The sequence below is a fragment of the Acidisphaera sp. L21 genome, assembly GCF_009765685.1.
GTDB lineage: Bacteria > Pseudomonadota > Alphaproteobacteria > Acetobacterales > Acetobacteraceae > LMUY01.
This window is the reverse complement of the sequence record NZ_LMUY01000075.1, coordinates 99,203-125,398: the sequence shown is the minus strand read 5'-3', so window position 1 is coordinate 125,398 and position 26,196 is coordinate 99,203. Positions and strand designations below refer to the sequence as shown.

Sequence of the window (26,196 nt, the reverse complement as noted above, 5' to 3'; positions counted from 1 at the left end):
CGGAGTCTCATTAATGATTTGCGGCGACGCTCCCGATCCAATGCGCAGCGGCCAAGGTGCGGCTGTCTTCGCCCTGGCGCCCGACGATTTGCAGCCCCAGCGGCAGGCCGGCCGGACCCATTCCCGCCGGAACGGTGACGCAGGGAACGTGCAGCCCGGTCCAAAGCGAGTTGAACGACGGCTCCCCCGTCCACTCGATACCGAGCGGCGCCTCGCCGGGTGCGGACGGTGTCAACAAGACATCGAACTCGGACGTGACGTCGGCAAAACCACGCCGGGCGGCGTCGAAGGTGGCCCGGGCGGCGTCGGCTGCCTCGGCCGTGTGGGTGAGGCCCCACTCCAGACGTTCCTGCAAGGCGGGGCTGAGTTGGTCGCGGGCGGTCATCAACTCCCATGCCATGGCGCGGGCACTTTCGGACAGCATCATCAGCGCGTGCGCCTCCGCGGCCTCCGTGTAGAGCGGCGGTAGTTCGATGTCGGAGACGACGGCGCCGGCGTTGCGCAACCGGGTCGCGGCATCCAGGAGCAGGGTCTGCGTTGCGGCGTCGGCATTGTCCCAGGCGTGGGAGCGGCAGAGGCCGATGCGCCACGGGCGGGACGCCGCCTGCTCCGGATCGCCAAGGTCGCGGCCCGAGACGGCGCCGGCCAGCAGGGCGCAGTCGGCAACGGTGCGCGCCATGACCCCGATCGTGTCGAGCGAGAAGGACATCAGCTTCATGCCATGCCGCTCGATGGTGCCGTAGGTCGGCTTGTAGCCGACGACGCCGCAGTAGGCGGCTGGGCGGATGACGCTGCCGGCCGTCTGCGTGCCGAATGCGAACGGGAAATACCCGGCGGCCACCCCCGCAGCCGAGCCGCTGCTGGAGCCGCCGGGCGTGTGGGCGGGGTTGTGCGGGTTGGTGGTGGGGCCGGGCGTTCGCGTGGCGAATTCGGTGGTGACCGTCTTGCCCACCACCACGGCGCCGGCGGCACGCGCCCAGGCCACCGCACCGGCGTCTGCGCGTGGCTGGTGGCCCTTCCAGATGGGTGAGTTGTACTCGGTGACCATATCGGCCGTGTCCAGCACGTCCTTCACGCCCAGTGGCAGGCCGTGCAGCGCGCCGGGACGGGCGCGTGCGGCGCCAAGCCGGGCAAGCGCCGGGTCGAGGTAGGCCATCGCGTGCAGCGTCGGCTCCCGCTCCGCGATGCGGGCCAGGCATGCCTCCATCAGGGCCGCGGGGGTCAATTGCCCGGCAGCGATCCTGGCCCGGGCGGCGATGGCGGTGAGGTCGGCTGGGTCCATGGTGGGCTCCATCAAGGCGGCAAAGGGCCATCCTAAGCAGCCGCCGGGCTGGCGGGTGCGGCAGTTTAGCGGCGGGGCCCGGCGCCGTCGATGGCGGCCGGGCGTAGGGCAACCCTATGATGGGCCAGTGGACCGCGACCGTGCTACACAGCGCCGGTGCAGAGTTGGAGAAAGCCGTGCGTTCGAACCCCATTATCCTGATCTGGATCGTCAGCTTGCTGGCGGCGCTGGTGGCGTATGTCTTTGGCGCCAATTACACGCTGGTGGCGGCCTGGGCGCTGGTGGTCTACGCGGCGCAATGGGTGGATATGCAGCTATCGCTGCTACCCAACCTGGCAGCCAGCTTCATCCCCGCCTTGGCGATCGGCGCGTTCGTGGCCTTCGTACCGCTGACCATCCTTTCGATCCGCGCGGGTAACCGCGGGCGCTTGGCGCTGGTGCTGGTGTCCAGCGTGTTCCTACTGCTGGCCGGCCGCGACGCCTCGCGGAAGGAGTGGCTGGAGGCTCTGCTGGTGGCGGGGTTCGGTGCGCTGGTGATGACGCGGCGGTTGCGCAACCGCGCGTCCGTCACCCTGCGCGCCGGCTAGTACGGCTCGGCTAGTTCGCCGCCAGCGCCTGTTGCCCGGCGGTGTGCCACAGCGCACCGCCCACCACCATGCTGTCCAACGCGAAGCGCTGCCGGCCGGTGCGGGTCTTGTTCGAGACGTCGGTGAAGCCGAACCGCCCCTCCTCCACCCGCATGATCGTCGCGTCACCGGTGCTGCCAACCGACAGATCGCCCAGATCCGGCCGCTTCAACACCTTGGCCGGCGTGTGGGTGACGGCGCGGACGATGTCGGGGATGGGCATGCCGAGGTAGAGGAACTTGCTCATCGTCTCCATATTGTCGAAGGCCGGGCCATCGATGCACAGGACGTGAACGTCCGAACTGATGATGTCGGGCTGGAAGCCGCCGGCGAGCATCGCCTCTGCCACGTCGAAGTCGAACGAGCCCTTGCCGTGCGCGATGTCGAAGATGACGCCGCGCTCCCGCGCTTCCCACACGCCGTCCTTGATCTTGCCGTCCGCCGTGATCGGGGCGTTGGGGAATGGCTTGAAGCAATGAGTGAGCGTGTCGCCAGGCCGCAATTCCTTCAGGACATCGGTGTAGCGCGGCGGCGGGCGGTCGATATGCACCATCACCGGCAACCCGGCCTTATCCGCGGCCTCCAGCGCGTGGAATAGCGGCGCGATGCCGTTGACGCCGGAGGTGTTGGCGCCGAGGCGGACCTTGATGCCGCGGATCAGGTCCGGGTTGGCGAGGGCGACCCTGGCGCAGGTTTCGGTGTCCATCAGTCGCATGTCCTGGCTCTCACCCACCATTATCTGCGGGGAGAAGGCGAAGATGCCGGCGTGGCTAACGTGCAGGTAGGCGAGGATGCGGGTCTGGCTGACCTCCATCACGTGCTTGCGGAACCCGGCGAAATTGCCCGGCCCGGCGGAGCCGACATCCAGCCAGGTGGTGGTGCCACAGCGCCGGGCGAGCGCGTCGCCATCGATGCTGATGGACGTGCCGCCCCAATACACATGTGTGTGGAAATCGATGTTGCCCGGCATGACGATGCAGCCGCTGACGTCGCGATCGGCCTTGCCGCGCAGCCCGGCGCCAATCGCGGCGACCTTGCCGCCGGCGAAGGCGACGTCGGTCACCTCGTCCCGCCCGGTGCCGGGGTCCACCACGCGGCCGTTGCGTAGGACAAAATCGTGATCCATTGGCGGGTCCTTTCCCGGGAACGAGGCGACCACTCTGCTACCCGCCGGGCCCGCCGGGAAGATGGAATGGCAAAGAAAAAGGGGCGGCCCGTTGCCGGACCGCCCCTAATCTCAACCGGTTTCGCCGAAGCCTAGTCGCCCAGGATCGAACGAACCTCCGGTCCCTTCTGGCCCTGGCCGACGACGACGCGGACCGACTGGCCCTCCGTCAACGGTGGCTTGCCCGCACGCTCGAGCGCGGTGGCATGGACGAACACGTCTTTGCCGCCATCCTGCGGGGAGATGAAGCCGAAGCCCTTGTTGGGGTCATACCACTTCACCGTCCCGGTCATCTCGACACCCGGGCCGCTATCCATCGGCGGGCGCGGCGGGCGTGGGGAGCGGAAGCCGCCCTCCGCTGCGCCACCGGCGCCGCCGTAGCCGCCACCGGCGGGGCGCGGACCACGGGGTGCGGCCGGGGCGCTGGAGGCGGTGCTTTCGTCCACCGCGAGCACCTGCTCCACCTGTCTGCCTTTCTGGCCTTGGCCGACGCGGACCTGCAGCGTGGCGCCCTGGCTGACCTGCTGGAAGCCAGAGGCCTGCAGAGCGTTGGCGTGCAAGAACACGTCACCGGAACCATCCGCCAGTTCCACGAAGCCGAACCCCTTATCGGGGTTGTACCACTTCACCGTCGCTTGGAGCTGCGGCGCGGAGGAAGGCGGCGGCGCAAACGACGGGAATACCGGCGGGGGCGGCGCGTTGCCATAGAAATTGTCGTCGTCGAATCCGCGACGACGCGGTTGCCGCTGACGGCTGTCCTTCGGGGGTCTCAAGTACTCAATCCTCTGCCCTAAATCTCGCGCTTAGTCCGGCAGATCGGTACGGACCCCAGCCTTTCCAAGGCCGCGGAGCGTATTGCATCGATCCTGCATTACTTTGTTGACGATCATCGGCATGAATTCAAGATCGAACGCAGCTTAAATCTCATATCTGCGGCAGACACTTGCCCGGAAGCGACGCGCCGTCTCCTATGTGGCGAATTGGTAACGGGAACGCAGCGATGAACCAATGGTCGGGTAAGCGGGTCGTGGTGATGGGCGGCAGCAAGGGCATCGGCCGCTCTATCGCATTGGGATTCGCGGCTGAGGGTGCTGCGGTCGCCATCTGCGCGCGCGGTGCGGAGGCGTTGGCGAGCGCCAAGGCCGAGATGGGACCCAGCTCGTTCACCGGGCAGGTCGACCTGGCGGATGCGGATGCAATCGCGAAATTCTTACCGGCGGCCGCGAAGGCGCTGGGTGGCGTTGACGTATTGGTGAACAATGCCTCGGGGTTTGGCTCGGCAGATGACGAGGCCGGGTGGGCTGCCTCCGTCTCGGTGGATTTGATGGCGATCGTGCGGGCCAGCCAGGCCGCGTTGCCGTTTTTGCAGGCGCAGCCGGGGGGCAGCATCGTCAACATCTCCTCCATCTCCGCGTTGCGCCCGACCAAGCGGAACCCGCCCTACGGCGCGATCAAGGCCGCGGTCATGCACTACACGGCGAGCCAGGCAAAGATGTATGCGGCGAGCGGTGTTCGGGTGAACTGCGTCGCCCCCGGCTCGATCGAGTTCCCGGGTGGCACGTGGGAGCGGCGGCGCACCGAAGACCCGGCGCTGTACAACGGCACCCTGGCGCAGATCCCGTTCGGCCGCATGGGCACGCCGGAGGAGATTGCCGAGGTCGTGCTGTTCCTCGCCTCTAGCAAGGCGCGCTGGGTGACGGGGCAGAGCATCATCGTCGATGGCGGCCAGTTGCTGGGCCCATGAGCGATACGGGCAAGAGCACAGGACAACATGGGGCAGGATTGGGGGGTATGAGCGATGACGTCTCCACCGTTTCCCCCTACCTGCCATCCGACGTGCCAGAGGCGTTGATGCCGGCGCGGCACAAGCGCGCGCGGGAGAAGTGGGACCAGGAACTGCGTGGCCCGCTGGGGCTGGAAGGGTCTACCAGGGGCGTCCCGGAGGCTTGGTTCCTGGGGCCGAAGGCGGAAAACGTCGATCTGCTGAAAGAGTTGATCATGTCGGCGATCGACAGCCACGCCGAGTTCCGCCGCGGCTTTCACCCGGACGACCCGACGCACATTACGAGCGCGATGCGCGCCTCCACCGGGTTCCAGGAGGGCGTGGCCCGGCTGCGTGCCGATGTGGCGGAGCTGCTGGACAAGTTGAAGTTGTCCGCGCCGTTCGCCTCGATGCGGTATCAGGGGCATATGCTGTGGGACCAGGTGCTGCCAGCCACGATCGGGCTGTTCGCCGGGATGCTGTACAACCAGAACAACGTGGCGGCCGAGGCATCGCCGGTGACCACACGGCTGGAGATCGAGGTCGGGAACGATCTGTGCCGGATGCTGGGCTACTACGTGCCGCCGGAGGGCAAGGCGCCCAAGCCGGGCAAGCCGCTGCCGTGGGGGCACATCACCAGCGGCGGGACGGTCGCCAATGTGGAGGCGCTGTGGGCGGCGCGAAACCTGAAATTCGCCGCAGTGTCGATCCGCCAGGCCATTCGCGAAGTGCCGGCGCTGAGCGAGGCCAAGGGGTTGGAGGTGCCGTTGTGGCAGGGCGGGATGGCCCGGCTGGTGGAGTTGGACACCTGGACGCTGTTGAACCTGGACATCGATGCGGTCGCCGGGCTGCCGCGGGCGCTGACCGACCTGGGCATCCCGCCGGACATGCTGACGCGGATGCTGGGCGCGTACTCGGTGCAAAATGTCGGGCTGATAAATTTCTATCGCTCGTTCATGCGGGACGTGCAGGAGACGCCGGTCTTCCTGGCGCCTGCGACCAGCCATTATTCCTGGCCGAAGGCGGCGACGCTGCTGGGGTTGGGGCAGAACGCGGTGATAATCCAGCGGGTGGACCGAGACGCCAGGCTGGATCTGGAACACGTGGAGAGCACGCTGATCGACCTGCTGCGGCGCCGGGTGCCGGTGCTGGCCACGGTCGCGGTGATCGGCAGCACGGAGGAGAGCGCGGTCGATCCGCTGGCCGGGTTGCTGGCATTGCGGGAACGCTCGCGCGCGCATGGGCTGAACTTCGCCATCCATGCCGATGCGGCCTGGGGCGGGTATTTCCGCTGTATGCTGCGCGAGGCCGGGTCGGCTGATGAAGACGTGGGCGTGCCGACGCTGGCGATGAGCGACTATGTGCAGCGGCAATACGCGGTACTGGGCAAAGCCGACAGCATCACCGTCGATCCGCACAAGGGCGGCTATATCCCCTACCCGGCTGGCGCGCTGTGCTACCGAAACGCGGCGATGCGGGACGCGATTTCGCTGCAGGCGCCGGTGGTGTTCCATAGCCAGGCGGAGCCGACGGTTGGGATCTATGGGGTGGAAGGGTCGAAGCCCGGGTCCGCCGCGGCGGCGGTGTGGCTGGCGCATCGGGTGATCCGGCCGGACCGGTCTGGCTACGGTCACATCCTTGGGCAGTGCATGTGGACGTCCAAGCGGCTGTTCTGCCGGCTGCACACGCTGGACGACACGCGGTTCCGGGTGACGATGTTCAACGCCACCCCGGCGGAGCGTGCCCGGCGCCCGGATGACGAATTGGCCGCGGAACGGGCGGCGATCCGCCAGTTCGTCAATGCCGACAATGTTGGGTTGGAGGCGAGGCTGGGGGCCGATCCGGAGGCGAAGCGGCTGTTCACGTCGCTAGGATCGGACCAGGTGATTCTGGCGTTTTCGCTGAACTTCCGCACGCCGGATGGTCGGATGAATACCGACCTGGCGAAGGCGAACGCGTTCAACGACCGGGTGTTCCAGTATTGCAGCCTGATCGAGCCGCGGGCGGATGTGAGCGATCTGGATTTGGTGCTGACGTCGTCCCGGTTCGAGCCGCGGGTTTATGGGCATCAGTTCGTGGACGCGTTCTCGCGCCGGTTGGGGGTGATTCCGCAGGCGGAGTTGGGGGTCGATTTCCTGATCTCGACGACGATGGACCCGTGGACGACGGAAACGGAGGGCGGTGATTTCCTGGCGGTGATCGAGGCGGCGCTGATCCGGGCGGCGCACCGGGCACTGGACGATCTGGGCCACGGGTGAAGATCGCTACCTTCAACATCAACAACGTTAACAAGCGTTTGCCGAACCTTCTGGCCTGGCTGGATGAAGCCAGGCCGGACGTGGTTTGTTTGCAGGAGCTGAAGGCGGCGGATCGGGACTTCCCGGCGGCGGCGATCGAGGCGGCGGGGTATCGCGCGGTGTGGCAGGGGCAGCGAACCTGGAATGGGGTGGCGCTTTTGTCCCGGGTGGGTGCGCCAGTGCCAACGCGGCGCAGCTTGCCGGGTGACCCGTCGGATGATCAGGCCCGATATATCGAGGCGGCGGTGGCGGGCGTGCTGGTGGCATCTGTCTATCTACCGAATGGAAACCCGCAGCCGGGGCCAAAATTTGCCTATAAACTGGCGTGGTTCGAACGGCTGATCGCGCATGGCGCAGCGATGATCGAGACCGGGTTGCCGTTCGTGATGGCGGGTGATTTCAACGTGGTGCCGACTGCGGCGGACATGTACGTGTCCAAATCCTATGCGAAGAACGCGCTGGTGCAGCCGCAGAGTCGGGCGGCGTTTCGCCGGTTGCTGGCACAGGGCTGGACGGATGCCATTCGTGCGCGTCATCCGACTGGGCCGGTTTGGACGTTCTGGGATTATCTGCGGGATCGATGGCCGCGGGACGCCGGGCTGCGGCTGGACCATCTGCTGCTGAGTCCGTCGCTTGCCGGGCAGCTGGTCGATGCCGGTGTCGATCGGGCGGTGCGCGGCCAGGAGGGAGCGAGCGATCATGCCCCGGCCTGGGTGCGGCTGGCCTGAGTTAGATCGGCACAGCGTGCAGTTCCGGCAGTTCGTCCAGGTGGCACGCGGCCTTCTGGCCGGGTGACTTTTCCAGCAGCAGCGGCTCGTCAACGCGGCAGCGGTCGAAGACGTAGGGGCAGCGTGTGTGGAAGCGGCAGCCTTTGGGGGGGTCGATTGGGCTCGGGACGTCACCCTTCAGGATGATGCGGTCGCGCTTGGCCAGCGGGTCGGGCACCGGCACGGCAGAGAGCAGCGCGCGGGTGTAGGGGTGGCGCGGGTTGGAGAAGAGTGAGCGGCGGTCGGCCAGTTCGACGATCTTGCCGAGATACATCACCGCAACTCGGTGCGTCAGATGCTCCACGATGGCGAGATCGTGGCTGATGAAGAGAAGGGCGAGGCCCAACTCGTCCTGCAGATCGCTCAGCAGGTTGATGATCTGGGCCTTGACCGACACGTCGAGCGCGCTGACGGCCTCGTCGCAGATGATGAGGTCGGAGCCGGGAGCCAATGCGCGCGCGATGCCGATACGTTGGCGCTGGCCGCCGCTGAACTCGTGCGGGAAGCGCTTCATCGCGTCGCGCGGGAGGCGGACCTTGTCCATGAGCGCGGCGACGCGGTCGTCCAATTCGGAGCCCTTGGCAAGGCCGAAATTCCGGATTGGCTCGGCGAGCACGTCGCGCACGCGCTGCCGGGGGTTGAGGCTGCTGAACGGGTCCTGGAACACGACCTGGATGCGGCGGCGGACCTGTCGCATCTTGCCAGGCGATAACTGATCGATGCGCTGGCCGTCGAGGAAGACCTCGCCGTCGGTCGGGTCCGTCAGGCGCAGGATGGCGCGGCCGACGGTGGATTTGCCGCACCCGCTTTCGCCCACGACAGACAGGGTCTCGCCGGCGGAGACGGTGAAGGATACGCCGTCCACCGCATAGACGGTCGCGGTTTGCGCGCCGAACAGGCCGCCATGGATCGGGTAGTGCTTCTTGAGCGCGTTGACTTCGAGCAGTGCCATTAGAGAGCTGGTTCCACGGGGGCGGTCGAGCCGGACATGGGGTCGGTGTCCTTCAGGATGCCGAAGGGCAGTTGCAGGCCGCTGACGCAGCGCGCCTGCGGCGACGAATTGTCATAGCGGTTGGCGAGGCACGCATTGGGCGTGCCGCAAGCCGAGAGCATCAGCGGCAGCGCCAAGACGGCGCGCATCATGCTGCATCCGCATAATGGCAGGCGACAAGATGCTCGGGGGCCTTCGGCTCCACCGCCGGGGCGACCTGGCGGCAGTAATCCGTCACCATCGGGCAGCGCCCGGCGAACGGGCAACCGACGATGCGCTGGCGGAGGCTCGGCACCAGGCCCGGGATCTCGGCCAGCTTGCTGCGGGCGTCGTTGCCGGTCAGCGACGACCCTAGTTTCGGCACTGCGCCCAACAGGCCGCGGGTATACGGGTGCAGCGGGCGGCCGAAGATTTCCTTCACCGGCGCTTCCTCGACCTTGCGGCCGGCGTACATCACGACGACGCGCTGGGCCATCTCCGCCACCACGCCCAGGTCGTGCGTGATCAGCATGATGGCCGAGCCCAAGCGGGTCTTCAGGTCGCGCATGAGGTCCAGGATCTGCGCCTGGATGGTGACGTCCAGCGCCGTGGTCGGCTCGTCCGCGATCAACAGCTTCGGGTTGCAGGCCAGCGCCATCGCGATCATCACGCGCTGCCGCATGCCGCCGGAGAGCTGGTGCGGATATTCCTTCACCCGCCGCGGCGCCGCGGAAATGCCAACGAGCTCCAGCATTTCGATCGAGCGTTTCGTCGCCTGGCTGGCGTTCATGCCCTGATGCAGGCGCAGTGTCTCGCCGATCTGCTTGCCCACGGTCAGCACCGGGTTCAGGCTGGTCATCGGCTCCTGGAAGATCATGCTGATGTCGTTGCCGCGCAATTTGCGCATCTCGGCATCCGACAGGTCCAGCAGGTTCTTGCCCTGGAATTCGATCCGGCCGGCGATCTTGCCGGGGGGCGTGTTCACCAGGCGGAGGATCGACATCGAGGTAACGGATTTGCCGCACCCGCTCTCCCCCACGATCGCAACCGTTTCCCCGGCTTCGATGTGGAAGGACAGGCCCTCGACCGCGCGGACCACCCCGTCGGGGGTGCCGAAATGCGTCTGAAGGTTCTTGACGTCCAACAGGGCCATCAGACTGCCGCCCCGGCGGCGCGTCGCGTTCTCACAGGCGCTTCGCCAACCGCGGGTCGAGCATATCGCGCAGCCCGTCGCCCAGCAGGTTTACTGCGAGCACGGTCAGCGACAGGAACACGGCGGGGAAGAACACGATGTAGCCCTTCACCTGCCACAGCGCACGGCCCTCGGCCATGATGTTGCCCCAGGACGGAATGATCGGCGGGGTGCCGGCACCGATGAACGATAGGATTGCCTCCGTAATCATGGCTGATGCGCAGATGAACGTGGCCTGCACCATGATGGGCGCCAGGGTGTTCGGCAGGATGTGCTTGAAGATGACGGCCGGGGTGCGCGTGCCGCTGGCGACGGCGGCCTCGACATAGGGCTGCTCGCGCAGGCTCAGCACCACGCCGCGCACCAGGCGGGTGACGCGCGGGATTTCGGCCACGGTGATGGCGATGACGACGTTTTGCACGCTGCCGCGGGTGAGCGCCATCAGGGCGATGGCGAGCAGGATGGAAGGGATCGACATCAGGCCGTCCATAACCCGCATGATGATGGTGTCGACCAGGCGGATGTAGCCGGCGCAGACGCCGATGAGCATGCCGATGATCGAGGATAGGAAGGCGACGGCGAAGCCCACGATCAGCGACACGCGGGCGCCGTAAAGGGTGCGGGAATACACGTCGCGGCCCAGCATGTCGGTGCCGAACCAGTAGAGCGCGGATGGTACGCGGGTGCGTCGCGCCGGGGCGATCGCCGTGGGGTCGACCGTGCCCAGGATGGGGGCCGCGATCGCCATGAAGACGATCAGCCCCAGCAATATCCCGCCCGCGGACAGGGTCGGATTGCGACGGATGAAGGTGAGAACGCGGCCGCGCTTCTTGACCGGCGGCAGCACGTCGGGGAGGTCGGCAGCGACGCCGCCAGTCCCGTTATAGGTGATGCTCAATAGCGGATCCTCGGGTCAAAGACGGTGTACATCAGATCGACACACAGGTTCACCAGCACGTAGACGAAGGAGAAGATGAGCACGACGCCCTGGATGATCGGGTAGTCGCGTCGCAGGATCGCATCCACCACCAGCCGGCCGACACCGGGAATGGCGAACACGCTTTCGGTGACCACGGCGCCGCCGATCAACCCGGCCACGCCCAGGCCGATCACCGTGATGATCGGGACCGAGGCATTCTTCAGCGCGTGCACGAACAGGATTGGCGCCTGGCTGACGCCCTTGGCCTTGGCCGTTCGGACGTAATCCTGGCTCAGTACCTCCAGCATGGTGGCGCGGGTGATACGGGCGATCAGCGCGATGAAGGCGCCCCCCAGGGTCAGCACCGGCAGGATCAGGTTGGACAGCCATGGCCAGATGCCGTTGGCGATCGGCGTGTAGCCCTGCACCGGCAGCCATTCGAGCTGCAGGGCGAAGGCGTAGGCCATCAGGTAGCCGACGACGAACACCGGAACCGAGAAGCCGAACACCGCCAGCAGCATGACGACGCGGTCGATCCAGGTGCCCTGTTTCCAGGCAGCGACGACGCCCATCGGCACCGCTACCACCACGGAGAAGACCAGCGTGAGTACCATCAAAGACAGCGTTGGCTCGACACGCTGCGCGATCATGTGCGTGACAGGCAGGTTGGTGAAGATGGACTGGCCGAGGTCACCCTGCAGCACGTGCCATACCCATTCGCCAAACCGCACCACGAAGGGGCGATCCAGGCCGAGGGATTCCCGGATGCGCTCGACGTCGGCGGGGCTGGCCTGGTCGCCCGCGATGATCGCCGCCGGGTCACCCGGGGCGAGGTACAACAAGCTGAAGACGAAGAGGGCGACGATCGCCATCACCGGGATGGTGGCGACGATGCGCCGGAGAATATACGCGAACATCAGGTCTTCTTAACGTCCCAGAATACGGGGAACGGCGCTTTGACGACGCCGGTGACGTTCTTGCGCCAGGCCTGGTAGCCCAGGAAGAAGCCGGTCGGGCCGTAGATCACGTCCTCGAACGCGGCGCGGTTGGTTTTGGCCAGCGCGACCTTTTCGGCGGCAGGATCGGGCGCGTTGTACCATTCGTCGATGCCGGCCTGGACCTTGTCGGATTTCGGCCAGCCGAACCACGCCTTGTCGCCAGTGGCCTGGAGCGCCGAATAGGGCGCCGGGTTGATGCAGTCCGCGCCGGCGTGCCAGGTGTGGAAGATGTTCCAGCCGCCCTGGGACACCGGGTCCTTCTTTGCGCGGCGGGCGCCGACCGTGCCCCAGTCCAGCGACTGGTAGTCGACGTTCATGCCGATGCGCTGCAGCAGGTCCGCCGTCACGTCGCCCTCGGCCTTGGTGATGGCGACGTCGGTGGCGACGCAAAGGGCAATCTTCTCGCCATTATAGCCGGCTTCCTTCAACAGGGCCTTGGCGGCGTCGTATTTGCGCGGGCCCATCAGGATATCGCCGCCATCCGTCGTGTAATCCGGCGTGCCCGGCGTGAAGAAAGACGGGCTGACCTTCCACAGGCTGGTGTCGTCACCAACCACGGCGCGCATGTAATCTTCTTGACTCAGCGCCATCAGCACGGCGCGGCGGATGCGCACGTCGTTGAATGGCGGTTGCAGGTGGTTGAAGCGTAGCGACCCAATATTGCCAAGCGGATCAGCGATATCCACGGCGACATTGCTGTTCTTCTTCAACAGCGGAACCAGGTCGGGGATCGGGTTCTCCCACCAATCGACCTCGCCCTTCTGCAATGCACCGGCGGCGGTGGCGGGGTCGGTGATGATGTTCCACTCGATCCGGTCGACGAACATGCGCTTGCCGCCGGCGGACCAGTCGGACGGCTCCTCACGCGGCGTGTAGCCGTCGAACTTGGTGAACACCGCCATACTGCCGGGCACCCAGTTGGCCTTGTCGAACTTCATCGGGCCGGAGCCAACGAACTCGGTAATCACCTTGAATGCGTCGGTCGAGGCAATCCGTTCCGGCATCACCAGCGCCATAGGCGGGTTCGCCTTACCCAGCGCGAACAGCATCTTCGGGAACGGCTTGGACATGCGGATGCGGAAGGTCAGGTCGTCCGGCCCCTCCATCGCGACCAACTGGGCGGCGATCATCTGGCCCATGGAGTCGCGAACCATCCAGCGCTTCAGGCTGGCGATGATGTCCTTCGGCAGTACCTTCTCGCCGTCGTGGAATGTCAGGCCGGGGCGCAGCTTGAAGGTCCAGGTCTTGCCGTCGTCCGAGACCTCGTGCCCCTCGGCCATCTGGGGCTGCGGCTCCAGCTTGCTATTCACGCCATACAGCGTGTCCCAGACCATGATAGCGGCGTTGCGGACGACGTATTGGGTGCCGACGATCGCGTCGAGGGTGGACAGGTTTGCCTGGGGGATGAAGCGCAACACCTTGGCATTTTGTGCCAAGGCCAGATTCGGCATCGCCAAACCACTCGCGGCCAAACCGGCCGACGCAGAAAGGAAAACGCGGCGCTTCATAGTTCCACCCGATTGGAGATCTGTATCGCATGGCTGCCATGACCATACGGCAGCCAGCGCGGACCCTAGCGGCAGTTTGTCATGGTGCAAACTGCCAAATGTGTCCGCGCGGCTTAACGATCAGCCATGACGGCGTGGGCGTGCTTTCGTGTCCACATTCGACTTGCCGCGGTAGGGCTTTTGCGGCGCCCGCACCGGCATCGGACCGTCGCCAGCGGGGGTAATCCGCGGCTCACCAGCCGTGGATTCCAAGGTGGCTGCGGCGAATGCGGCGCTGGCGTCCCGCGTGATCTCGAATCGGGTGTCGGTGTCGAAGACTCGGATGGCACCGATCTCCTTCTTCGTGACGCCACCCATGCGGCAGATCAGCGGGATCAGCCATTTCGGGTCGGCTTTTTCGTTACGACCGACCGCGACGCGGAATTGGACGAAGTCACCGGGCGTGATCGTGGGACGAGGCCCGCGCGGGGCGGCATCGGCATGGCCAGCATAGGTGGCCGGGGCACGAACGGCCTGGGGCAGTTCGCGCGTGATCTCCTCCGGCGGGGGCAGGCGGGCGCGATGCAGGCGCAGAAGCGCTGCCGCCACGGCGATCGCGTCGTGGCTGGAGAGCAGGGCCTCCGCCTCCGTCCGCTCGGTCCCGGTGGGCATTTCGAACATCGGGTCGTCGGACAAACGCTCGCGGTCGCGGGCGCGGATCTCGTCGGCGCTGGGAGCGCCGGACCATGCGGCCTTCAGCCGGGCGGCATTCAGCACTTGCTCGGCGCGACGGCGCTTGGGGTGCGGGACGATGAGAGCCGAGACGCCCTTGCGCCCTGCCCGACCGGTCCGGCCGCTTCGGTGCAGCAGGGTTTCGGGGTTGGTCGGGAGGTCGGCATGCACCACCAGGTCCAGCTCCGGCAGGTCCAGCCCGCGGGCGGCCACGTCGGTGCAGACGCCGACGCGGGCGCGGCCGGCGCGCATCGAGTCGAGGGCGGCGGTACGATCGTGCTGGCTGAGCTCACCGGAAAGCATGACGGCGGCGAAGCCGCGCTCGACCAGCGCCATGTGCAGCCGCTTCGTGCCTTCCCGCGTGGCGCAGAACACCAGGGCGCGGGGAGCGTCGTACCAGCGCAGCAGGTTGATCAGGGCGGCCCCCGCCTCGTGCGAAGCGACGGAGATGGCGCGGTATTCGATGTCGGTGTGCTGCTGGGTGCGGTCGATCGTGTCGATGCGCAGGGCGTCGCGCTGGTAGCGCCGGGCCAGGGCCGCGATGTCGTGCGGGATGGTGGCGGAGAACAGCAGCGTGCGGCGGTCGGCCGGGGCGGCGCTGAGGATGAACTCCAGTTCTTCCTGGAAGCCGAGGTCGAGCATCTCGTCCGCCTCGTCCAGCACGACGACCTTCAGGCCGGACAGGTCCAGATTGCCGCGGCGCAAATGGTCGCCCAAGCGGCCCGGCGTGCCGACGACGATGTGGCAGCCCGCGGCCAGCGCCCGTGCCTCCCGCCGGATGTCCATGCCGCCGACGCAGGCGGCGATACGGGCGCCGGCATACAGCCAGGCGAGTTCGGCCTGCACCTGCAGCGCCAGTTCCCGCGTCGGTGCGATGGCCAGGGCGATGGGAGTGCCGGGGCGCGGCAGTTCGCCGCCGGGCATCAGGGTGGGGGCAGCGGCCAGGCCGAAGGCGACGGTCTTGCCCGACCCGGTGCGGGCTGAGACGAGCAGATCGCGCCCCTCGGCCTCTGGTTCCAGGACGGCGGATTGGACGGCGGTTGGCTCGTCATACCCCCGTGCGGCCAGGGCGGCGTCGAGCACGGGATGAATTGGGGGGAATGGCATTGGCGGGACTTAGGGCAAGCGGCCGCGCGGCGCTAGCATTTGACGCAAACGCGTTGCAGTGATGCAATAAAAGGGGGAGAAGGACCGTTCGTTATGCCGGCCGCAATCGACATTTCGCCCATCCTCATCAAGCGCTACGGCGGCGCACGATTGTATCACCCGGCGGCTGGTCGCTACGTCAGCGCCGAGACGTTGCGGAGCTGGCGGGTGAGCGGCATCCGGTACACCGTGATCGACAGCGAGACCGGGCAGGAGGTCACGCTGCCGGCGGGGGCTTGAACGCGGCACCCAGAGCGCTGGCCATGTCGGTCGGGATGAGCACGGTGCTGCCGCGGTCCTTGTTCATCTCATACAGCAGGTTCATCTGGCGCAGTTGCAGCGCCACCGGGTTCTGCGCGTAGATCGAGGCGGCGCGCATCACCTGCTCGGCGATCGCCTCCTCCGCGGAGGCCAGGGTCACCCTCGCCTGCCGCTCCCGCTCCGCCTGGGCCTGCATGCTCATCGCGTTCTGCAGGCCGGGTGGGATGGCGACGTCCTTGATCTCGACCGAGCGGATGGCGACGCCCCAGCTGCCGGTTTTGTCGCCGATGGTGACGCGCAGCTTCTCGTCGGCGGCTTTGCGGTCGCTGAGCAGTTGGGCCAGGTCGGTGGAGCCGATCATCTCGCGCAGGCTGGTCTGGGAGACGCGTTCGATCGCCTGGCGGTAATTGGCGATGTTGATGGCAGCGGCCCGGGCGTCGCTGACCTGCCAGAACACGATGGCGTCGACGCCAACCGCCACCGTATCCCGCGTCAGCGCCTGCTCGGCGGTGATGGTGGTGGTTTCGACCCGCATGTCCACGGTGACGGCGACCTGGTCCAATAGCGGGATCACCAGGACCAGCCCCGGCCCCTTGATGGCGTGGAACCGACCGAGGCGGAGCACGACGGCACGATCCCACTCCCGGACCATACGGATCGAGCGGATTAGCAACAGGATGACAACGATCGCGGGAGCGATGAAGTAGTAGGGCATGGTTTGCTCCTGAACGTGGTGGTGACAGTAGCATCTTTCCTGTCTGATGCCGCGTCTCGGGGAGTACCTGCTTATCTCGTGGCGCTTCGTTGACCCTCGGCTGGCGGGCTGCCTAGCCTTCGGGTTCGGAGGGGAGATCGGCAATGACCCGGCATCACTGTATGGAGCGGCAACTGCCCGCTGGCGGCGTGCGATGAGCATCGGGCTGGCCGTTGCCGCCTGCCTGCTGCTGGCGATCAAGTTGGGGCTGATGGCGGTCGATCACTATCCGGTGGTTCGGCGCCGCGCCTTCCAGCGCCAGTTTCGCAGAGTGACGCCGCAGGCATACCGCTAGGGCTAGGCGCGGCCCATCAGGGCAGCAGCCGTGACGGCAAGCCGGTCGCCCAAGCCACGGGGCATCGGCTGGATGATGCGGTCCGGTGCGTGGCGCAGGTCGCGCCGGGCCAACACCGCAGGCAATGCGGCGGCCAGGCCCGGGCCGGGACGGTGCCGGGGGCCGAGCAGATCCCGCCCCTCCTGCAGCAAGCGCTGGATGACGGGGTGCAGCGCCGGGGCGAACGGGTCGGCAAGGACGGCGTCGGTGGATAGCCCGTGCCCTGCCAGCAATTCGGTCGGCAGCAGGCAAAACCCGGCCTTGGCATGGGGCACGATGCTGCGGAGCATTCCGGCGGCGCCGTAGGCCGCACCCAGGGTTCGTAGCCGCTCGTCCTCGGCACCCAGCGCTTGCCCGGCGGCATGGGCCAGCGCGCCCGGGCCGGACAGCAGCCAGGATCGCCATTCCGACACGGTGGCGATTTCCGTCACCTCGCGCGCGTCCAGCACCGAGAGCAGGTCCGCCGGGTCGACTGCGCCGTCGCCGAGCAGTTCGGTGAGCGGGGTGGCGACTTCGTGATGTTTGACGGTGCCCTCCACGACCTCGCGCCACCATTGCAGGCGGATCATCGCCATCACGGGCTCGGTGGTAGCTTCCCGGGCGCGGGCGGTCTCGTGGTTGAAGGCGTACAGGGTGAACAGCCGGTCCCGCCGGGCTGGCGGGGCGAACAGGGCGGTGAGGAAGCGGTCGGGGTCCGCGCGGCGGACGATCTCACCCACGGCAGATAAGAAAGAGGGAGGCGACATGGGAACATCCATAAGGCTGGTGCGCTTGACGGGAGATACGGCGGGCAGGAAGGTCCGCCCGTCCCGGTGATCGCGCTGGCTGCTCATGCCAGCAACGGGGTCGCTTCGCTACATCACGAGGAGAAAGCCCATGGCCTTCGAACTTCCGCCCCTCCCGTATTCCCATTCGGCCCTGGCCGAGAAGGGCATGTGCCAGGAGACGATGGAGCTGCATCACGACAAGCACCATCAGGCCTATGTCACTGCCCTGAATGGGTTCGTTGAGAAAGACGCCAAGCTGCAGGGCAAGTCCCTGGAAGAGATCGTCACCATGACCGCGGCCGAAGGCGGCCCGGTGTTCAACAATGCCGGCCAGCATTGGAACCACATCCTGTTCTGGCAGGCGATGAGCCCGACCGAAGGCGGCAATATGCCGACGTCGCTCGAAGCGAAGATGAACGCCGATTTCGGTGGCGTGGATAAGTTCAAGGAGTCGTTCAAGACCGCGGCCACCACGCAGTTCGGTTCCGGCTGGGCGTGGCTGGTGCTGGGCACGGACGGCAAGCTGAAGGTGACGAAGACGCCGAACGGGTCCAACCCGCTGGCAGCAGGCGAGGGCAAGGCCCTGCTGGGCATCGACGTGTGGGAGCACAGCTACTACCTGGACTTCCGCAACCGCCGCCCGGACTACGTGACCAACTGGCTGGACAAGCTAGCAAACTACGAGTTTGCCGCCAGCCAGATCTAGGGCGCACGACGTAGGACGCCCAGTTCGGGCGCCCTGCTAGGGGCTACAGACGGAACGGCTCCCACTCCAAGGCGTTGAGTGGGGGCCGTTCGCGTTTCCAGGAGAAAAGCCGTGTTCCGCGCCGCCCTCGCCTGTTCAATTGCGCTGAGCCTATGCGGCTGCAACGCCCAGGTCGGCGGTCCGCCGTTGGTGTCTGGCCAGTCGCCTCAGTCGGCGCAATCCTCCGCAAGCGAGCCGCAGCCCGTGAACAGTCTGCCGCCGGGGTTCAGTGGGATCGGGTCTGGCCCGAACGCTACTGCGCCCAACTATGCCAGTTTGACGATCCACACGCCGTTCTAGGCCGCGAGCCGGGTCTTCAGCGCTTCATTCACCAGGGCCGGGTTGCCCTTGCCGGCCATGGCCTTCATCACCTGGCCGACGAAAAAGCCGAACAGCTTTTCCTTTCCGCCGCGATACTGCTCGACCTTGTCGCCGTTGGCGGCGATGACGGCCTCGATGGCGGCGTCGATCGCCCCGGTATCGGTGACTTGGCGCAAGCCGCGGGCTTCGACGATGGCGCCGGGCATATCGCCGGTTTCGACCATGGCCTCGAACACGTCCTTGGCAATTCGGCCGTTGATGGTGTTGTCGGCCATCAGATCCAGCATTTCGCCCAGCGCCGCAGCCGATACCGGCGAGTCCTCGATCGTGCGGCCGGTGCGGTTCAGCGCGCCAAACAGATCCCCCATGACCCAGTTCGCGGCCGCTTTGGCATCGCGGCCGTGGGCGACGGATTCGAAGAACACCGCGGTCGCCTGCTCCGCCACCAGCACGGCGGCGTCGTAGGGGGACAGGCCGTATTGGGAGACGAAGCGGGCGCGCTTGGCGTCCGGCAATTCGGGCAGATGGGTCTTCAATTCGGCAACCCATGCCTCCTCCAGCACCAGCGGGAGCAGGTCGGGGTCGGGGAAATAGCGGTAATCGTGGGCGTTCTCTTTCGACCGCATGGAGCGGGTTTCGCCGCGAACGTTATCGTAGAGCCGGGTTTCCTGCCGGACCTCGCCGCCGCTTTCCCACACATCGACCTGACGCCGGGCCTCGACCTCGACCGCGTGCATTACGTAGCGGATGGAGTTGACGTTCTTCACCTCGCACCGGGTACGGAACGGCTCGCCATGCTTGCGGACGGAGACGTTCACGTCGGCGCGCATGGAGCCCTCTTCCATGTTGCCGTCGCAGGTGCCGAGATAGCGCAGGATCGAGCGCAGCTTGCGCAGATAGGCGCCGGCCTCCTCCGGGGAGCGGATGTCCGGTTCGGAGACGATCTCCATCAGCGCCACGCCGGAGCGGTTGAGGTCGATGAAGGAGCGCGACGGGTCCTGGTCGTGCAGGGACTTGCCGGCATCCTGTTCCAGATGCAGCCGGGTCACGCCGATGCGCCGGGTCTCACCCTCGACCTCGATCTCCACATGACCGGCGCCCACGATCGGGTGATACAGCTGGCTGATCTGGTAGCCCTGCGGCAGGTCGGCGTAGAAATAGTTCTTGCGGTCGAACTTGCTGACCAGGTTGATCTGCGCGTCCAACCCCAACCCGGTGCGCACCGCCTGGGCGACGCATTCCGCGTTGATGACCGGCAACATGCCGGGGAAGCCGGCGTCGACGAAGCTGACCTGGCTGTTCGGCTCGGCGCCGAACTCGGTCGAGGCGCCGGAGAACAGCTTGGCCTGGCTGGTCACCTGGGCGTGGACTTCCAGGCCGCAGACGATCTCCCATTCCCCTTCGGCGCCAGCGACCGTGTAGCTCACGACAGGCGTCCTTCCTTCGCTGCCTGGAACACCGCGCGCTGCTGGGCATGCAGGAAGGTCGCTTCGTCCCCCACCTCCAGATCCATGGACCGGGCGCATTCGCAGAAGCCGGCCAGCGTCTTCGGCTCCATCTTGCCGTCCACGACGTGCAGCTTGTTCACCACGATGGCGGAGATCATCGGCCAGCCTAGCTTGTGCGCGTGGCGGCTGACCTCCAGCAGGTGCTTGGCGATGCGGAACTGCACCCGGTTGGCGGCGGCGCCGTTGCCGTCGGCGACGTCCTTGTAGCTGATGAAAATGCCGCGCTTGGCCGCGGCGGTAATCACCGCGACGGTCTTTTCCAGCGTCAGCTCCCCGCTATTGCGGCTGGCCAGCTCGGCCACGGCGGCGCGATACCGGTCGGAGTCGGTCTTACCGACCCGCTCGTGGTTCGCAATCAGCGTCTTCAGTTCGTCCGGCTTCTTGGACGCCATGTTGATCATCACAGCCACTATACACCTGCCCTCAGTCGTGGCCGGGCGGTAAACCCGGCGGATTTTTCAATAGCGGCGCCTACCGCGAACACCGTCTCTTCGTCGAAAGGCCGCCCCATCACCTGCAGCCCCAATGGCAACCCCGCGCCATCCAACCCGGCGGGGACCGACATAGCGGGGATACCGGCCAGATCGGCCGGGACGGTGAAGACGTCGTTCAGATACATGGTGACCGGATCGTCCACCTTCTCCCCCTGCGCGAACGCAGCGTTTGGCGTGGTCGGTGTCAACAATGCGTCCACTTGGCCGAACGCCTCGGTAAAGTCGCGCAAAATCAGCGCGCGCACTTTTTGCGCCCGAGTGTAGTAGGCGTCGTAATACCCGGCCGACAAGACATAGGTGCCAATCAGGATTCGGCGCTGCACTTCCTCGCCGAAGCCTTCGGCCCGGGTCAGCTCGTATAAATCGTCCAAATCGCCGTTGGTTTGGCCGCGCAGACCGAACCGGACGCCATCATAGCGCGCCAGATTGGACGATGCTTCGGCCGGGGCGACGATATAGTAGGCGGCAAGGCCGTATTTGGTGTGCGGCAACGACACGTCGACCACGGTTGCCCCGGCATCGCGCAGCCAGGCGAGCCCCTGCTCCCACAGCGCGTCGATCTCCTGCGCCATGCCGTCCTGGCGGTATTCGCGCGGCACGCCGATGCGCAGGCCCTTCACGCCACGGGCGCAGGCCGCGGCGAAATCCGGCACGGCGCGGTCGGCGGACGTGCTGTCCTTCGGGTCGAACCCGGCCATCGAACCCAGCAACGTCGCGCAATCCGCCACCGAACGGCCGAATGGCCCAGGATGGTCCAGCGAGGACGCGAACGCCACCACGCCGTAGCGGCTGCACCGCCCATAGGTCGGCTTCATGCCGGCGATGCCGCACAACGAGGCGGGCTGGCGAATCGAGCCGCCGGTATCGGTTCCCGTGGCGCCCATCGCCAATCCGGCCGACACCGCTGCGGCGGACCCGCCGGAGGATCCGCCGGGCACCAGCGCCTTGCCGGGCGGCGACCAGGGGTTGGTCACCGGACCGAAGGCGCTGCTCTCGTTGGAGGAGCCCATGGCGAACTCGTCCAGATTGGTCTTGCCCAGGAACACTGCGCCGTCGCGCAGCAGGTTGGCGGTGACCGTGCTCTCGTAGGGGGGGACAAAATGGCCGAGGATGCGGCTGGCGGCGGTGGTGCGTACGCCGGTTGTGCAGAATAGGTCTTTGATTCCCAAAGGAATTCCAGCCAGCTTCCCGGCATCGCCGCGTGACAAGGCAGCGTCCGCCTGGTCCGCGCCGGCCAGGGCCAATTCGGGCGTCTGGGTGATGAAGGCGTTCAACTGGCTGTCCAGCGCTGCGATGGCGTCGACATGCGCCTGCGTCAGTTCCCGGGCGGAGAATTTGCGCGCCCGCAGTGCTTCGGACGCGGCGGCGATGCTCAGTTCCGTCAGGCTGGAGGTCATTCCACCACCTTCGGCACGGCAAAGAACTCGCCGGCGCGATCCGGCGCGTTGGCCAGCACCTTCTCGGCGATGCCGCCATCGGTCACCCGGTCCTCCCGCATGCGCAGCGCCATATCGGCCGCGCCCGTCAGCGGCGCCACGCCATCGACGTTCACCTCCTGCAACTGCTCGATCCAGCCGAGGATGCCGTTGAGCTGGGATTGAAGCGGGGCGACCTGGTCGTCCGTCACCCGGATGCGGGCGAGTTGGGCGATGCGTTTGACGGTCGCGGGATCGAGCGACATGGCGCTCCTTTGGCAAAAGAGGGGAAGGTTCTTGGCGATGTAGCAATGGACGACCATAACGGCACCCTATGCCGCTATTCAACCTGACAGACCTTCACGCCCAGCTTCCCCGCAACCAACGGCTGATCGGGCTCGACCCCGGCACCCGCACAATCGGCATTGCGCTGAGCGATGTTCGCCGGGTGCTTGCCAGCCCCTACGGCTCGATCAAGCGAGGCAAACTGGCCGAGTCGGTCGAGGCGATCATGGCCATTGCCCGGCGGGAGGATGTGGGTGGTTTCGTGGTAGGGCTGCCGCTTCTCATGGACGGAACGCTTGGCCCGTCGGCCCAGGCGGCGCGGGATTGGACCTTCGCGCTGACCGATGCGACAGGGCTTCCGGCCGCCATGTGGGACGAGCGGCTGTCCTCGGCGGAGGCGAACCGCTCGCTGTCCAGCCAGGGTGCCAACCGGGCGCGCCGGGCGGCCACCGTGGATCGCATGGCTGCCGCGGTGATTTTGCAGGCGGCACTGGATTATTTGCGGCCGCTGCCGGGCGACTCCGAAGACTAGACCGCAACAATTTTGCAACACGTTCACAGGGTTCATAACGGTTCGCGTGATACATGTTGCAGCGCAGCATGAGCGGCGCTATGTTGCACTGCACAACAAGCCGGAAACGTCCTTCCGCTAACCCTGGGCCTCAGCGCCCGAGCAGAAGGATTGATAATTATGAACGCATTCGACCAAGCCGGCGAAGCCATGCTGATGGCTCAGGAAGGCAAGCTGCTGATCGCTCGCGCGCTCGTCGCGACCATCCAGGGCTGGGTGAGCAGCTTCAAGAGCTATGTCGGCGGCATGCCGACGACGCTGCCGCCGACCGAGTCGGTTCGCCGCTAAACTCGACGTCTAGCCTGCTAGCTTCTCCCCCGCACGTACCGCCGCCGGCAGGCGATTGTCTGCCGGCGATAGCGGGCAAACGTAGCGGGGAGAGTAGCTGCAGGATGGATTGTAGGCGAAGTTGAAGTCGAGGATCGTTCGCCCGTCTGGCGTGGTGCCGAGATCGGCGCCCTTGATGGTGTCCAGCAGATACCGTCCACCGCCATAGCTGCCCGACCCGCAGGTCGCGTCGGTGAATGGCAGGAACACCCCTCCCCCATAGCCGCCGACCCAATACAGCGTCAGTTCGCGACCGAGCGCTTGCGATAAGCCGATAGTTTGCGCGAAGGCTTGAAGATGGATTGCGCCATCTCCGCCGACATCCACGGTGAAGGCGGGTCGTTCGATGGGCCGTAGATCTACGGCGAACCGCAACGCCGAGTCGTAGGGGAAATACCGAAGCCTGGTGAATTCGGCCCGCTGCGGCGGGTCGAGGGCGGATTGGGGGTGGTTTCGGAACAGCTCGTTGCGTTCGTGGCACCATGCATCCCACGCGCGGGGCGGGTTCGGGTCGTTGCGGATGGCGGTGTAGAGCGCAGCTACCCGGCGGCGCCAATCCCACAACTCGCCATATGGACCCGCGTCCGATGGGTCAGGCATTCACCCGCAATTCTTGCAGCGCTCGGACGACTTCGGACGGTTCCAAGCGGCGATGTGCGACTGGCTCCACATGGGCGCACAGGACGCGGCCATCGGTGCCGATGATGAACGTGGCGGGCAGCGGCACTTGCCAGTTCCCGGTCTTGTTTAGTTTTGGCAGGTCATGGCCCAGTCGCGTGTAGATTTTCCGCATGGCCGGCGACAGCTCGTAGGCCACGCCGTAGGTGTCGGCCACGCGATTATCGACGTCGGACAGCATCGGGAAGGCGAGCAGATCGCGCTCTGCCACCGCACAACTGCTGACGGCACATTGCGGGGTGATGCCGAGCAGGTCGGCACCGGCGGCCTGGATTGCGGGCAATGCCTCCTGATAGGCGCGCAGGGTCAACGTGCAAAACGGGCACCACCCGCCGCGCACGAACAGGATCACCACCGGGCCATGCCGGAGCCGGTCTTTCAGCGAGACGTTTTGGCCGTGTTGATCCGGCAACGTGAAGGCAGGAGCGGTATCGCCGGGCACGGGAGACTTGCGGTCGGACAATTCGGCGCGCAAATCCTCCGCTGCACCAAGGATCGCCTCGCGCTCGTCCGGCGGAAGCCGCGCGAGCAGACCCGTCCGGAATGCCTCTAATTGGCGAGTAAGAGTTCTCTGTCCCATGTGCATAGCTGCTTCGTGGTATCGCATCTTGACCATTCCAACTAGGGAAATGTCGTCGCTGGCCTTCAGGATTGATAGTAGGAGCGGCACGATATGATCGATGTCCGGGGGGCATAGGTCATGGATCTTCTCGCCGCATTCCGCGTGTTCATCCGGGTGGCAGAGGCACAGTCCTTTTCCGCCGTGGCCCGGGAAATGGGCACGACGCAGCCGGCCGTGTCGCGTCAGGTGGCCGCGCTGGAGGAACATCTCGGCGCAAGGCTGATCCAGCGGACGACGCGTAGCCTGGCCCTGACGGAGGATGGGCGGGACCTGCTGGGCCATGCCAGACGGGTGCTAGACAGTGTGGAGGAGGCCGAGGCCGCGGTGGGCCGGCGCCACGCCCTGCCCGGCGGCCTGGTGCGGCTGGCGACATCCTCCACCTTCGGGCGACTTTATGTAGCGCCGCGCATGCCGCGTTTGCTGGAGCGCTATCCGGAACTGTCGATCGAACTGCGGATGTCTGACACGCTGACCGACCTGGTCGCGGACGGCATCGATTTGGCGGTGCGGGTGACCCAGGTGCAGGATTCGAGCCTGGTGGCGCGCAAAATCGGCTCCTCCCGCCGCATCGCCGTCGCGTCGGAGGCCTGTATCGCCGCGTATGGCGAGCCGCGGCATCCGTCCGACCTGGACCACCTCCCCTGCATCATCTTCACTGGCAGCAACACGCCCGGGGAATGGCAGTTCGAGGGGGCAGAGGGGAGCGTCACCGTTCACGTCACGGGGCGGTTCCGTACCGATAATGGCGAGGGCGTGCGCGAGGCGGTGTTGGCCGGGCTGGGATATGCACTGCTGCCGACCTGGTTCTTCGGCACCGAAGTCTCGGATGGGCGGTTGCGCCCCGTGCTGACGGGATGGGAGCCGCCGCCAACGGCGATCACCGCGGTGTATCCCTCCCGCCGCAACCTGGCGCCGCGGACCCGGGCGGTGATCGATTTCTTCGTTGATGAGTTCCGGTTGGATCCGATGATATCGGCCTATGGCGAGGCGTAGCGAAGGGACCACGGTCTATTGCCGCACCGTGTCCAGAAAACCATATCATGCCTCATCGGCCCCGGCTTAGGATGCCTATGTGAACGTCCTTGCTCCCCCCAAAGCACGCCTCACGGTTGAGGTCGTGCACGATCTGGTTTGCCCATGGTGCTACCTGGGTACGCGTCGGCTGTTGCGGACGTTGCGCCGGCGTCCGGATTTGCTGGTCGAGCTGGTGTGGCGGCCGTTTCTGTTGAATCCGGACATGCCGCGGGTGGGAATGTCCCGATCCGACTACGTGGTGCGCAAGTTCGGTGGCGAGGATCGGGCGCGGCGGCTGTACAGCTCGATTGCCGAGATTGGCCGGGCGGAAGGCGTGCAGTTCCGGTTCGACCGCGTGCGTCGGACCCCGTCCAGTATCGACGCGCACCGGCTGGTGCGCTGGGCGGCGCGGTTCGGGCGCGCGAATGGGGTGGTGGAGGCGCTGTTCACGGCGCATTTCGCCGATGGCCGCGATCTAGGCGAGATCGGCGTGCTGTGCGCCATTGCCGGGGCGTGCGGACTGGACCCGGTGGCGGCCCGCGCCATGCTGGCCAGCGATGCGGAGTTGGACGGCGTGCATGCCGATAATCTGCGCGCCCACCGGCTGGGCATTAACGGCGTGCCCTGCTTCGTAGTCGGCGGGCGTCACGCCATCGCCGGCGCACAGGAGCCCGAGGTGATCGAGCGTCTGCTGGATGTTGCCGCGGTGGACATGGTCGAGGGTTAGGATGCTTGGCGCAAAGCGCTGATGGCAATC

The 26,196-nt window shown here is 66.4% G+C and carries 30 protein-coding genes; 12 read left to right on the top strand and 18 right to left on the bottom strand.

Annotation, left to right across the window (positions count from 1 at the left end; all coding sequences use genetic code 11):
* Positions 1-10: 10 nt before the first annotated feature.
* Complete coding sequence (locus GSQ76_RS15380; RefSeq protein ID WP_158744806.1) at positions 11-1,282, bottom strand: amidase; 1,272 nt, start codon at positions 1,280-1,282, stop codon at positions 11-13.
* A gap of 176 nt (positions 1,283-1,458) precedes the next feature.
* On the opposite strand from GSQ76_RS15380, the gene GSQ76_RS15375 reads away from it, so the two are divergent.
* Complete coding sequence (locus GSQ76_RS15375) at positions 1,459-1,869, top strand: hypothetical protein (protein ID WP_158744804.1); 411 nt, start codon at positions 1,459-1,461, stop codon at positions 1,867-1,869.
* Positions 1,870-1,879: 10 nt separating this feature from the next.
* On the opposite strand, the gene GSQ76_RS15370 is transcribed toward GSQ76_RS15375, so the two are convergent.
* Together GSQ76_RS15370 and GSQ76_RS32425 are read right to left on the bottom strand one after the other, a co-directional pair.
* Positions 1,880-3,034: an amidohydrolase/deacetylase family metallohydrolase gene (locus tag GSQ76_RS15370; protein ID WP_158744802.1), complete on the bottom strand. Its 1,155-nt coding sequence runs from the start codon at positions 3,032-3,034 to the stop codon at positions 1,880-1,882.
* A 131-nt stretch (positions 3,035-3,165) separates the two neighbouring features.
* Positions 3,166-3,846 carry a cold-shock protein gene (locus GSQ76_RS32425; protein ID WP_272482682.1) on the bottom strand — a complete coding sequence of 227 codons (681 nt, stop codon included), beginning with the start codon at positions 3,844-3,846 and terminating at the stop codon, positions 3,166-3,168.
* A 227-nt stretch (positions 3,847-4,073) separates the two neighbouring features.
* Here GSQ76_RS32425 and GSQ76_RS15360 point away from each other — a divergent pair, with 227 nt between their 5' ends.
* From GSQ76_RS15360 to GSQ76_RS15350, 3 genes are read left to right on the top strand one after another with little or no spacing between them, the layout of a single operon-like run.
* Positions 4,074-4,817, top strand: coding sequence for an SDR family NAD(P)-dependent oxidoreductase (locus GSQ76_RS15360; RefSeq protein ID WP_158744800.1), 744 nt, complete (start codon positions 4,074-4,076; stop codon positions 4,815-4,817).
* Between the two features lie 47 nt (positions 4,818-4,864).
* Positions 4,865-7,093, top strand: a complete 2,229-nt coding sequence (locus GSQ76_RS15355) for a pyridoxal-dependent decarboxylase (protein WP_158744798.1) — start codon at positions 4,865-4,867, stop codon at positions 7,091-7,093.
* A complete protein-coding gene (locus GSQ76_RS15350; protein ID WP_158744797.1) occupies positions 7,090-7,860 on the top strand; it encodes an exodeoxyribonuclease III in 771 nt (256 codons plus the stop codon). Before GSQ76_RS15355 ends, GSQ76_RS15350 begins: the two co-directional genes overlap by 4 nt.
* 1 nt (position 7,861) lies before the next feature.
* On the opposite strand, the gene GSQ76_RS15345 is transcribed toward GSQ76_RS15350, so the two are convergent.
* The 7 genes from GSQ76_RS15345 to GSQ76_RS15315 all read right to left on the bottom strand — a co-directional run bounded on the left by GSQ76_RS15345 (position 7,862) and on the right by GSQ76_RS15315 (position 15,304).
* Positions 7,862-8,851: an ABC transporter ATP-binding protein gene (locus tag GSQ76_RS15345; RefSeq protein ID WP_158744796.1), complete on the bottom strand. Its 990-nt coding sequence runs from the start codon at positions 8,849-8,851 to the stop codon at positions 7,862-7,864.
* Positions 8,851-9,042 carry a hypothetical protein gene (locus GSQ76_RS15340; protein ID WP_158744794.1) on the bottom strand — a complete coding sequence of 64 codons (192 nt, stop codon included), beginning with the start codon at positions 9,040-9,042 and terminating at the stop codon, positions 8,851-8,853. Before GSQ76_RS15340 ends, GSQ76_RS15345 begins: the two co-directional genes overlap by 1 nt.
* Positions 9,039-10,022, bottom strand: a complete 984-nt coding sequence (locus GSQ76_RS15335; RefSeq protein WP_158744792.1) for an ABC transporter ATP-binding protein — start codon at positions 10,020-10,022, stop codon at positions 9,039-9,041. The genes GSQ76_RS15340 and GSQ76_RS15335 overlap by 4 nt, the downstream gene beginning before the upstream one ends.
* Before the next feature lie 31 nt (positions 10,023-10,053).
* A complete protein-coding gene (locus GSQ76_RS15330) occupies positions 10,054-10,959 on the bottom strand; it encodes an ABC transporter permease (protein WP_158744790.1) in 906 nt (301 codons plus the stop codon).
* On the bottom strand, positions 10,956-11,897 hold the full coding sequence (locus tag GSQ76_RS15325) for an ABC transporter permease (RefSeq protein WP_158744788.1): 942 nt from the start codon (positions 11,895-11,897) through the stop codon (positions 10,956-10,958). The genes GSQ76_RS15330 and GSQ76_RS15325 overlap by 4 nt, the downstream gene beginning before the upstream one ends.
* Entirely contained in the window at positions 11,897-13,429 is a 1,533-nt protein-coding gene (locus tag GSQ76_RS15320) for an ABC transporter substrate-binding protein (protein WP_254070428.1), read from the bottom strand. Before GSQ76_RS15320 ends, GSQ76_RS15325 begins: the two co-directional genes overlap by 1 nt.
* A 177-nt stretch (positions 13,430-13,606) precedes the next feature.
* On the bottom strand, positions 13,607-15,304 hold the full coding sequence (locus GSQ76_RS15315) for a DEAD/DEAH box helicase (protein WP_158744785.1): 1,698 nt from the start codon (positions 15,302-15,304) through the stop codon (positions 13,607-13,609).
* Positions 15,305-15,397: 93 nt separating this feature from the next.
* Between GSQ76_RS15315 and GSQ76_RS15310 the strand changes: the two genes are divergently transcribed.
* Positions 15,398-15,583, top strand: a complete 186-nt coding sequence (locus tag GSQ76_RS15310; RefSeq protein WP_158744783.1) for a polyhydroxyalkanoate synthesis regulator DNA-binding domain-containing protein — start codon at positions 15,398-15,400, stop codon at positions 15,581-15,583.
* On the opposite strand, the gene GSQ76_RS15305 is transcribed toward GSQ76_RS15310, so the two are convergent.
* Entirely contained in the window at positions 15,561-16,319 is a 759-nt protein-coding gene (locus GSQ76_RS15305) for an SPFH domain-containing protein (protein ID WP_158744781.1), read from the bottom strand. The two genes, GSQ76_RS15310 and GSQ76_RS15305, sit on opposite strands and share 23 nt — an antisense overlap.
* 46 nt (positions 16,320-16,365) lie before the next feature.
* On the opposite strand from GSQ76_RS15305, the gene GSQ76_RS15300 reads away from it, so the two are divergent.
* Complete coding sequence (locus GSQ76_RS15300; protein WP_158744779.1) at positions 16,366-16,653, top strand: hypothetical protein; 288 nt, start codon at positions 16,366-16,368, stop codon at positions 16,651-16,653.
* 2 nt (positions 16,654-16,655) lie between these two features.
* Here the strand turns inward: GSQ76_RS15300 and GSQ76_RS15295 are convergent, their stop codons facing one another.
* Positions 16,656-17,438 carry a squalene/phytoene synthase family protein gene (locus tag GSQ76_RS15295; protein WP_158744777.1) on the bottom strand — a complete coding sequence of 261 codons (783 nt, stop codon included), beginning with the start codon at positions 17,436-17,438 and terminating at the stop codon, positions 16,656-16,658.
* Positions 17,439-17,568: 130 nt separating this feature from the next.
* On the opposite strand from GSQ76_RS15295, the gene GSQ76_RS15290 reads away from it, so the two are divergent.
* Both GSQ76_RS15290 and GSQ76_RS15285 read left to right on the top strand, forming a co-directional pair.
* Positions 17,569-18,165 (top strand): superoxide dismutase, encoded by a 597-nt coding sequence (locus GSQ76_RS15290; RefSeq protein WP_158744775.1) that lies wholly within the window; start codon positions 17,569-17,571, stop codon positions 18,163-18,165.
* Between the two features lie 111 nt (positions 18,166-18,276).
* Positions 18,277-18,504, top strand: coding sequence for a hypothetical protein (locus GSQ76_RS15285; protein WP_158744773.1), 228 nt, complete (start codon positions 18,277-18,279; stop codon positions 18,502-18,504).
* On the opposite strand, the gene gatB is transcribed toward GSQ76_RS15285, so the two are convergent.
* From gatB to gatC, 4 genes are read right to left on the bottom strand one after another with little or no spacing between them, the layout of a single operon-like run.
* On the bottom strand, positions 18,501-19,952 hold the full coding sequence (gatB, locus tag GSQ76_RS15280) for an Asp-tRNA(Asn)/Glu-tRNA(Gln) amidotransferase subunit GatB (RefSeq protein WP_158744771.1): 1,452 nt from the start codon (positions 19,950-19,952) through the stop codon (positions 18,501-18,503). The two genes, GSQ76_RS15285 and gatB, sit on opposite strands and share 4 nt — an antisense overlap.
* A complete protein-coding gene (locus GSQ76_RS15275; protein ID WP_158744769.1) occupies positions 19,949-20,443 on the bottom strand; it encodes a hypothetical protein in 495 nt (164 codons plus the stop codon). The genes gatB and GSQ76_RS15275 overlap by 4 nt, the downstream gene beginning before the upstream one ends.
* Positions 20,443-21,924, bottom strand: a complete 1,482-nt coding sequence (gene gatA, locus GSQ76_RS15270; protein ID WP_158744767.1) for an Asp-tRNA(Asn)/Glu-tRNA(Gln) amidotransferase subunit GatA — start codon at positions 21,922-21,924, stop codon at positions 20,443-20,445. Before gatA ends, GSQ76_RS15275 begins: the two co-directional genes overlap by 1 nt.
* Complete coding sequence (gene gatC / locus GSQ76_RS15265) at positions 21,921-22,208, bottom strand: Asp-tRNA(Asn)/Glu-tRNA(Gln) amidotransferase subunit GatC (protein ID WP_158744765.1); 288 nt, start codon at positions 22,206-22,208, stop codon at positions 21,921-21,923. The genes gatA and gatC overlap by 4 nt, the downstream gene beginning before the upstream one ends.
* 68 nt (positions 22,209-22,276) lie before the next feature.
* On the opposite strand from gatC, the gene ruvX reads away from it, so the two are divergent.
* Together ruvX and GSQ76_RS15255 are read left to right on the top strand one after the other, a co-directional pair.
* Positions 22,277-22,759 carry a Holliday junction resolvase RuvX gene (gene ruvX / locus GSQ76_RS15260; protein ID WP_158744763.1) on the top strand — a complete coding sequence of 161 codons (483 nt, stop codon included), beginning with the start codon at positions 22,277-22,279 and terminating at the stop codon, positions 22,757-22,759.
* Between the two features lie 159 nt (positions 22,760-22,918).
* On the top strand, positions 22,919-23,086 hold the full coding sequence (locus GSQ76_RS15255; protein ID WP_158744761.1) for a hypothetical protein: 168 nt from the start codon (positions 22,919-22,921) through the stop codon (positions 23,084-23,086).
* Positions 23,087-23,095: 9 nt separating this feature from the next.
* Here the strand turns inward: GSQ76_RS15255 and GSQ76_RS15250 are convergent, their stop codons facing one another.
* Both GSQ76_RS15250 and GSQ76_RS15245 read right to left on the bottom strand, forming a co-directional pair.
* Positions 23,096-23,725, bottom strand: a complete 630-nt coding sequence (locus tag GSQ76_RS15250) for a DUF1684 domain-containing protein (RefSeq protein ID WP_158744759.1) — start codon at positions 23,723-23,725, stop codon at positions 23,096-23,098.
* A complete protein-coding gene (locus GSQ76_RS15245; RefSeq protein WP_158744757.1) occupies positions 23,718-24,383 on the bottom strand; it encodes a peroxiredoxin-like family protein in 666 nt (221 codons plus the stop codon). Before GSQ76_RS15245 ends, GSQ76_RS15250 begins: the two co-directional genes overlap by 8 nt.
* 120 nt (positions 24,384-24,503) lie before the next feature.
* On the opposite strand from GSQ76_RS15245, the gene GSQ76_RS15240 reads away from it, so the two are divergent.
* Complete coding sequence (locus GSQ76_RS15240; protein ID WP_158744755.1) at positions 24,504-25,418, top strand: LysR family transcriptional regulator; 915 nt, start codon at positions 24,504-24,506, stop codon at positions 25,416-25,418.
* Between the two features lie 79 nt (positions 25,419-25,497).
* Positions 25,498-26,166: a DsbA family oxidoreductase gene (locus GSQ76_RS15235; protein WP_158744753.1), complete on the top strand. Its 669-nt coding sequence runs from the start codon at positions 25,498-25,500 to the stop codon at positions 26,164-26,166.
* Positions 26,167-26,196: the final 30 nt, after the last annotated feature.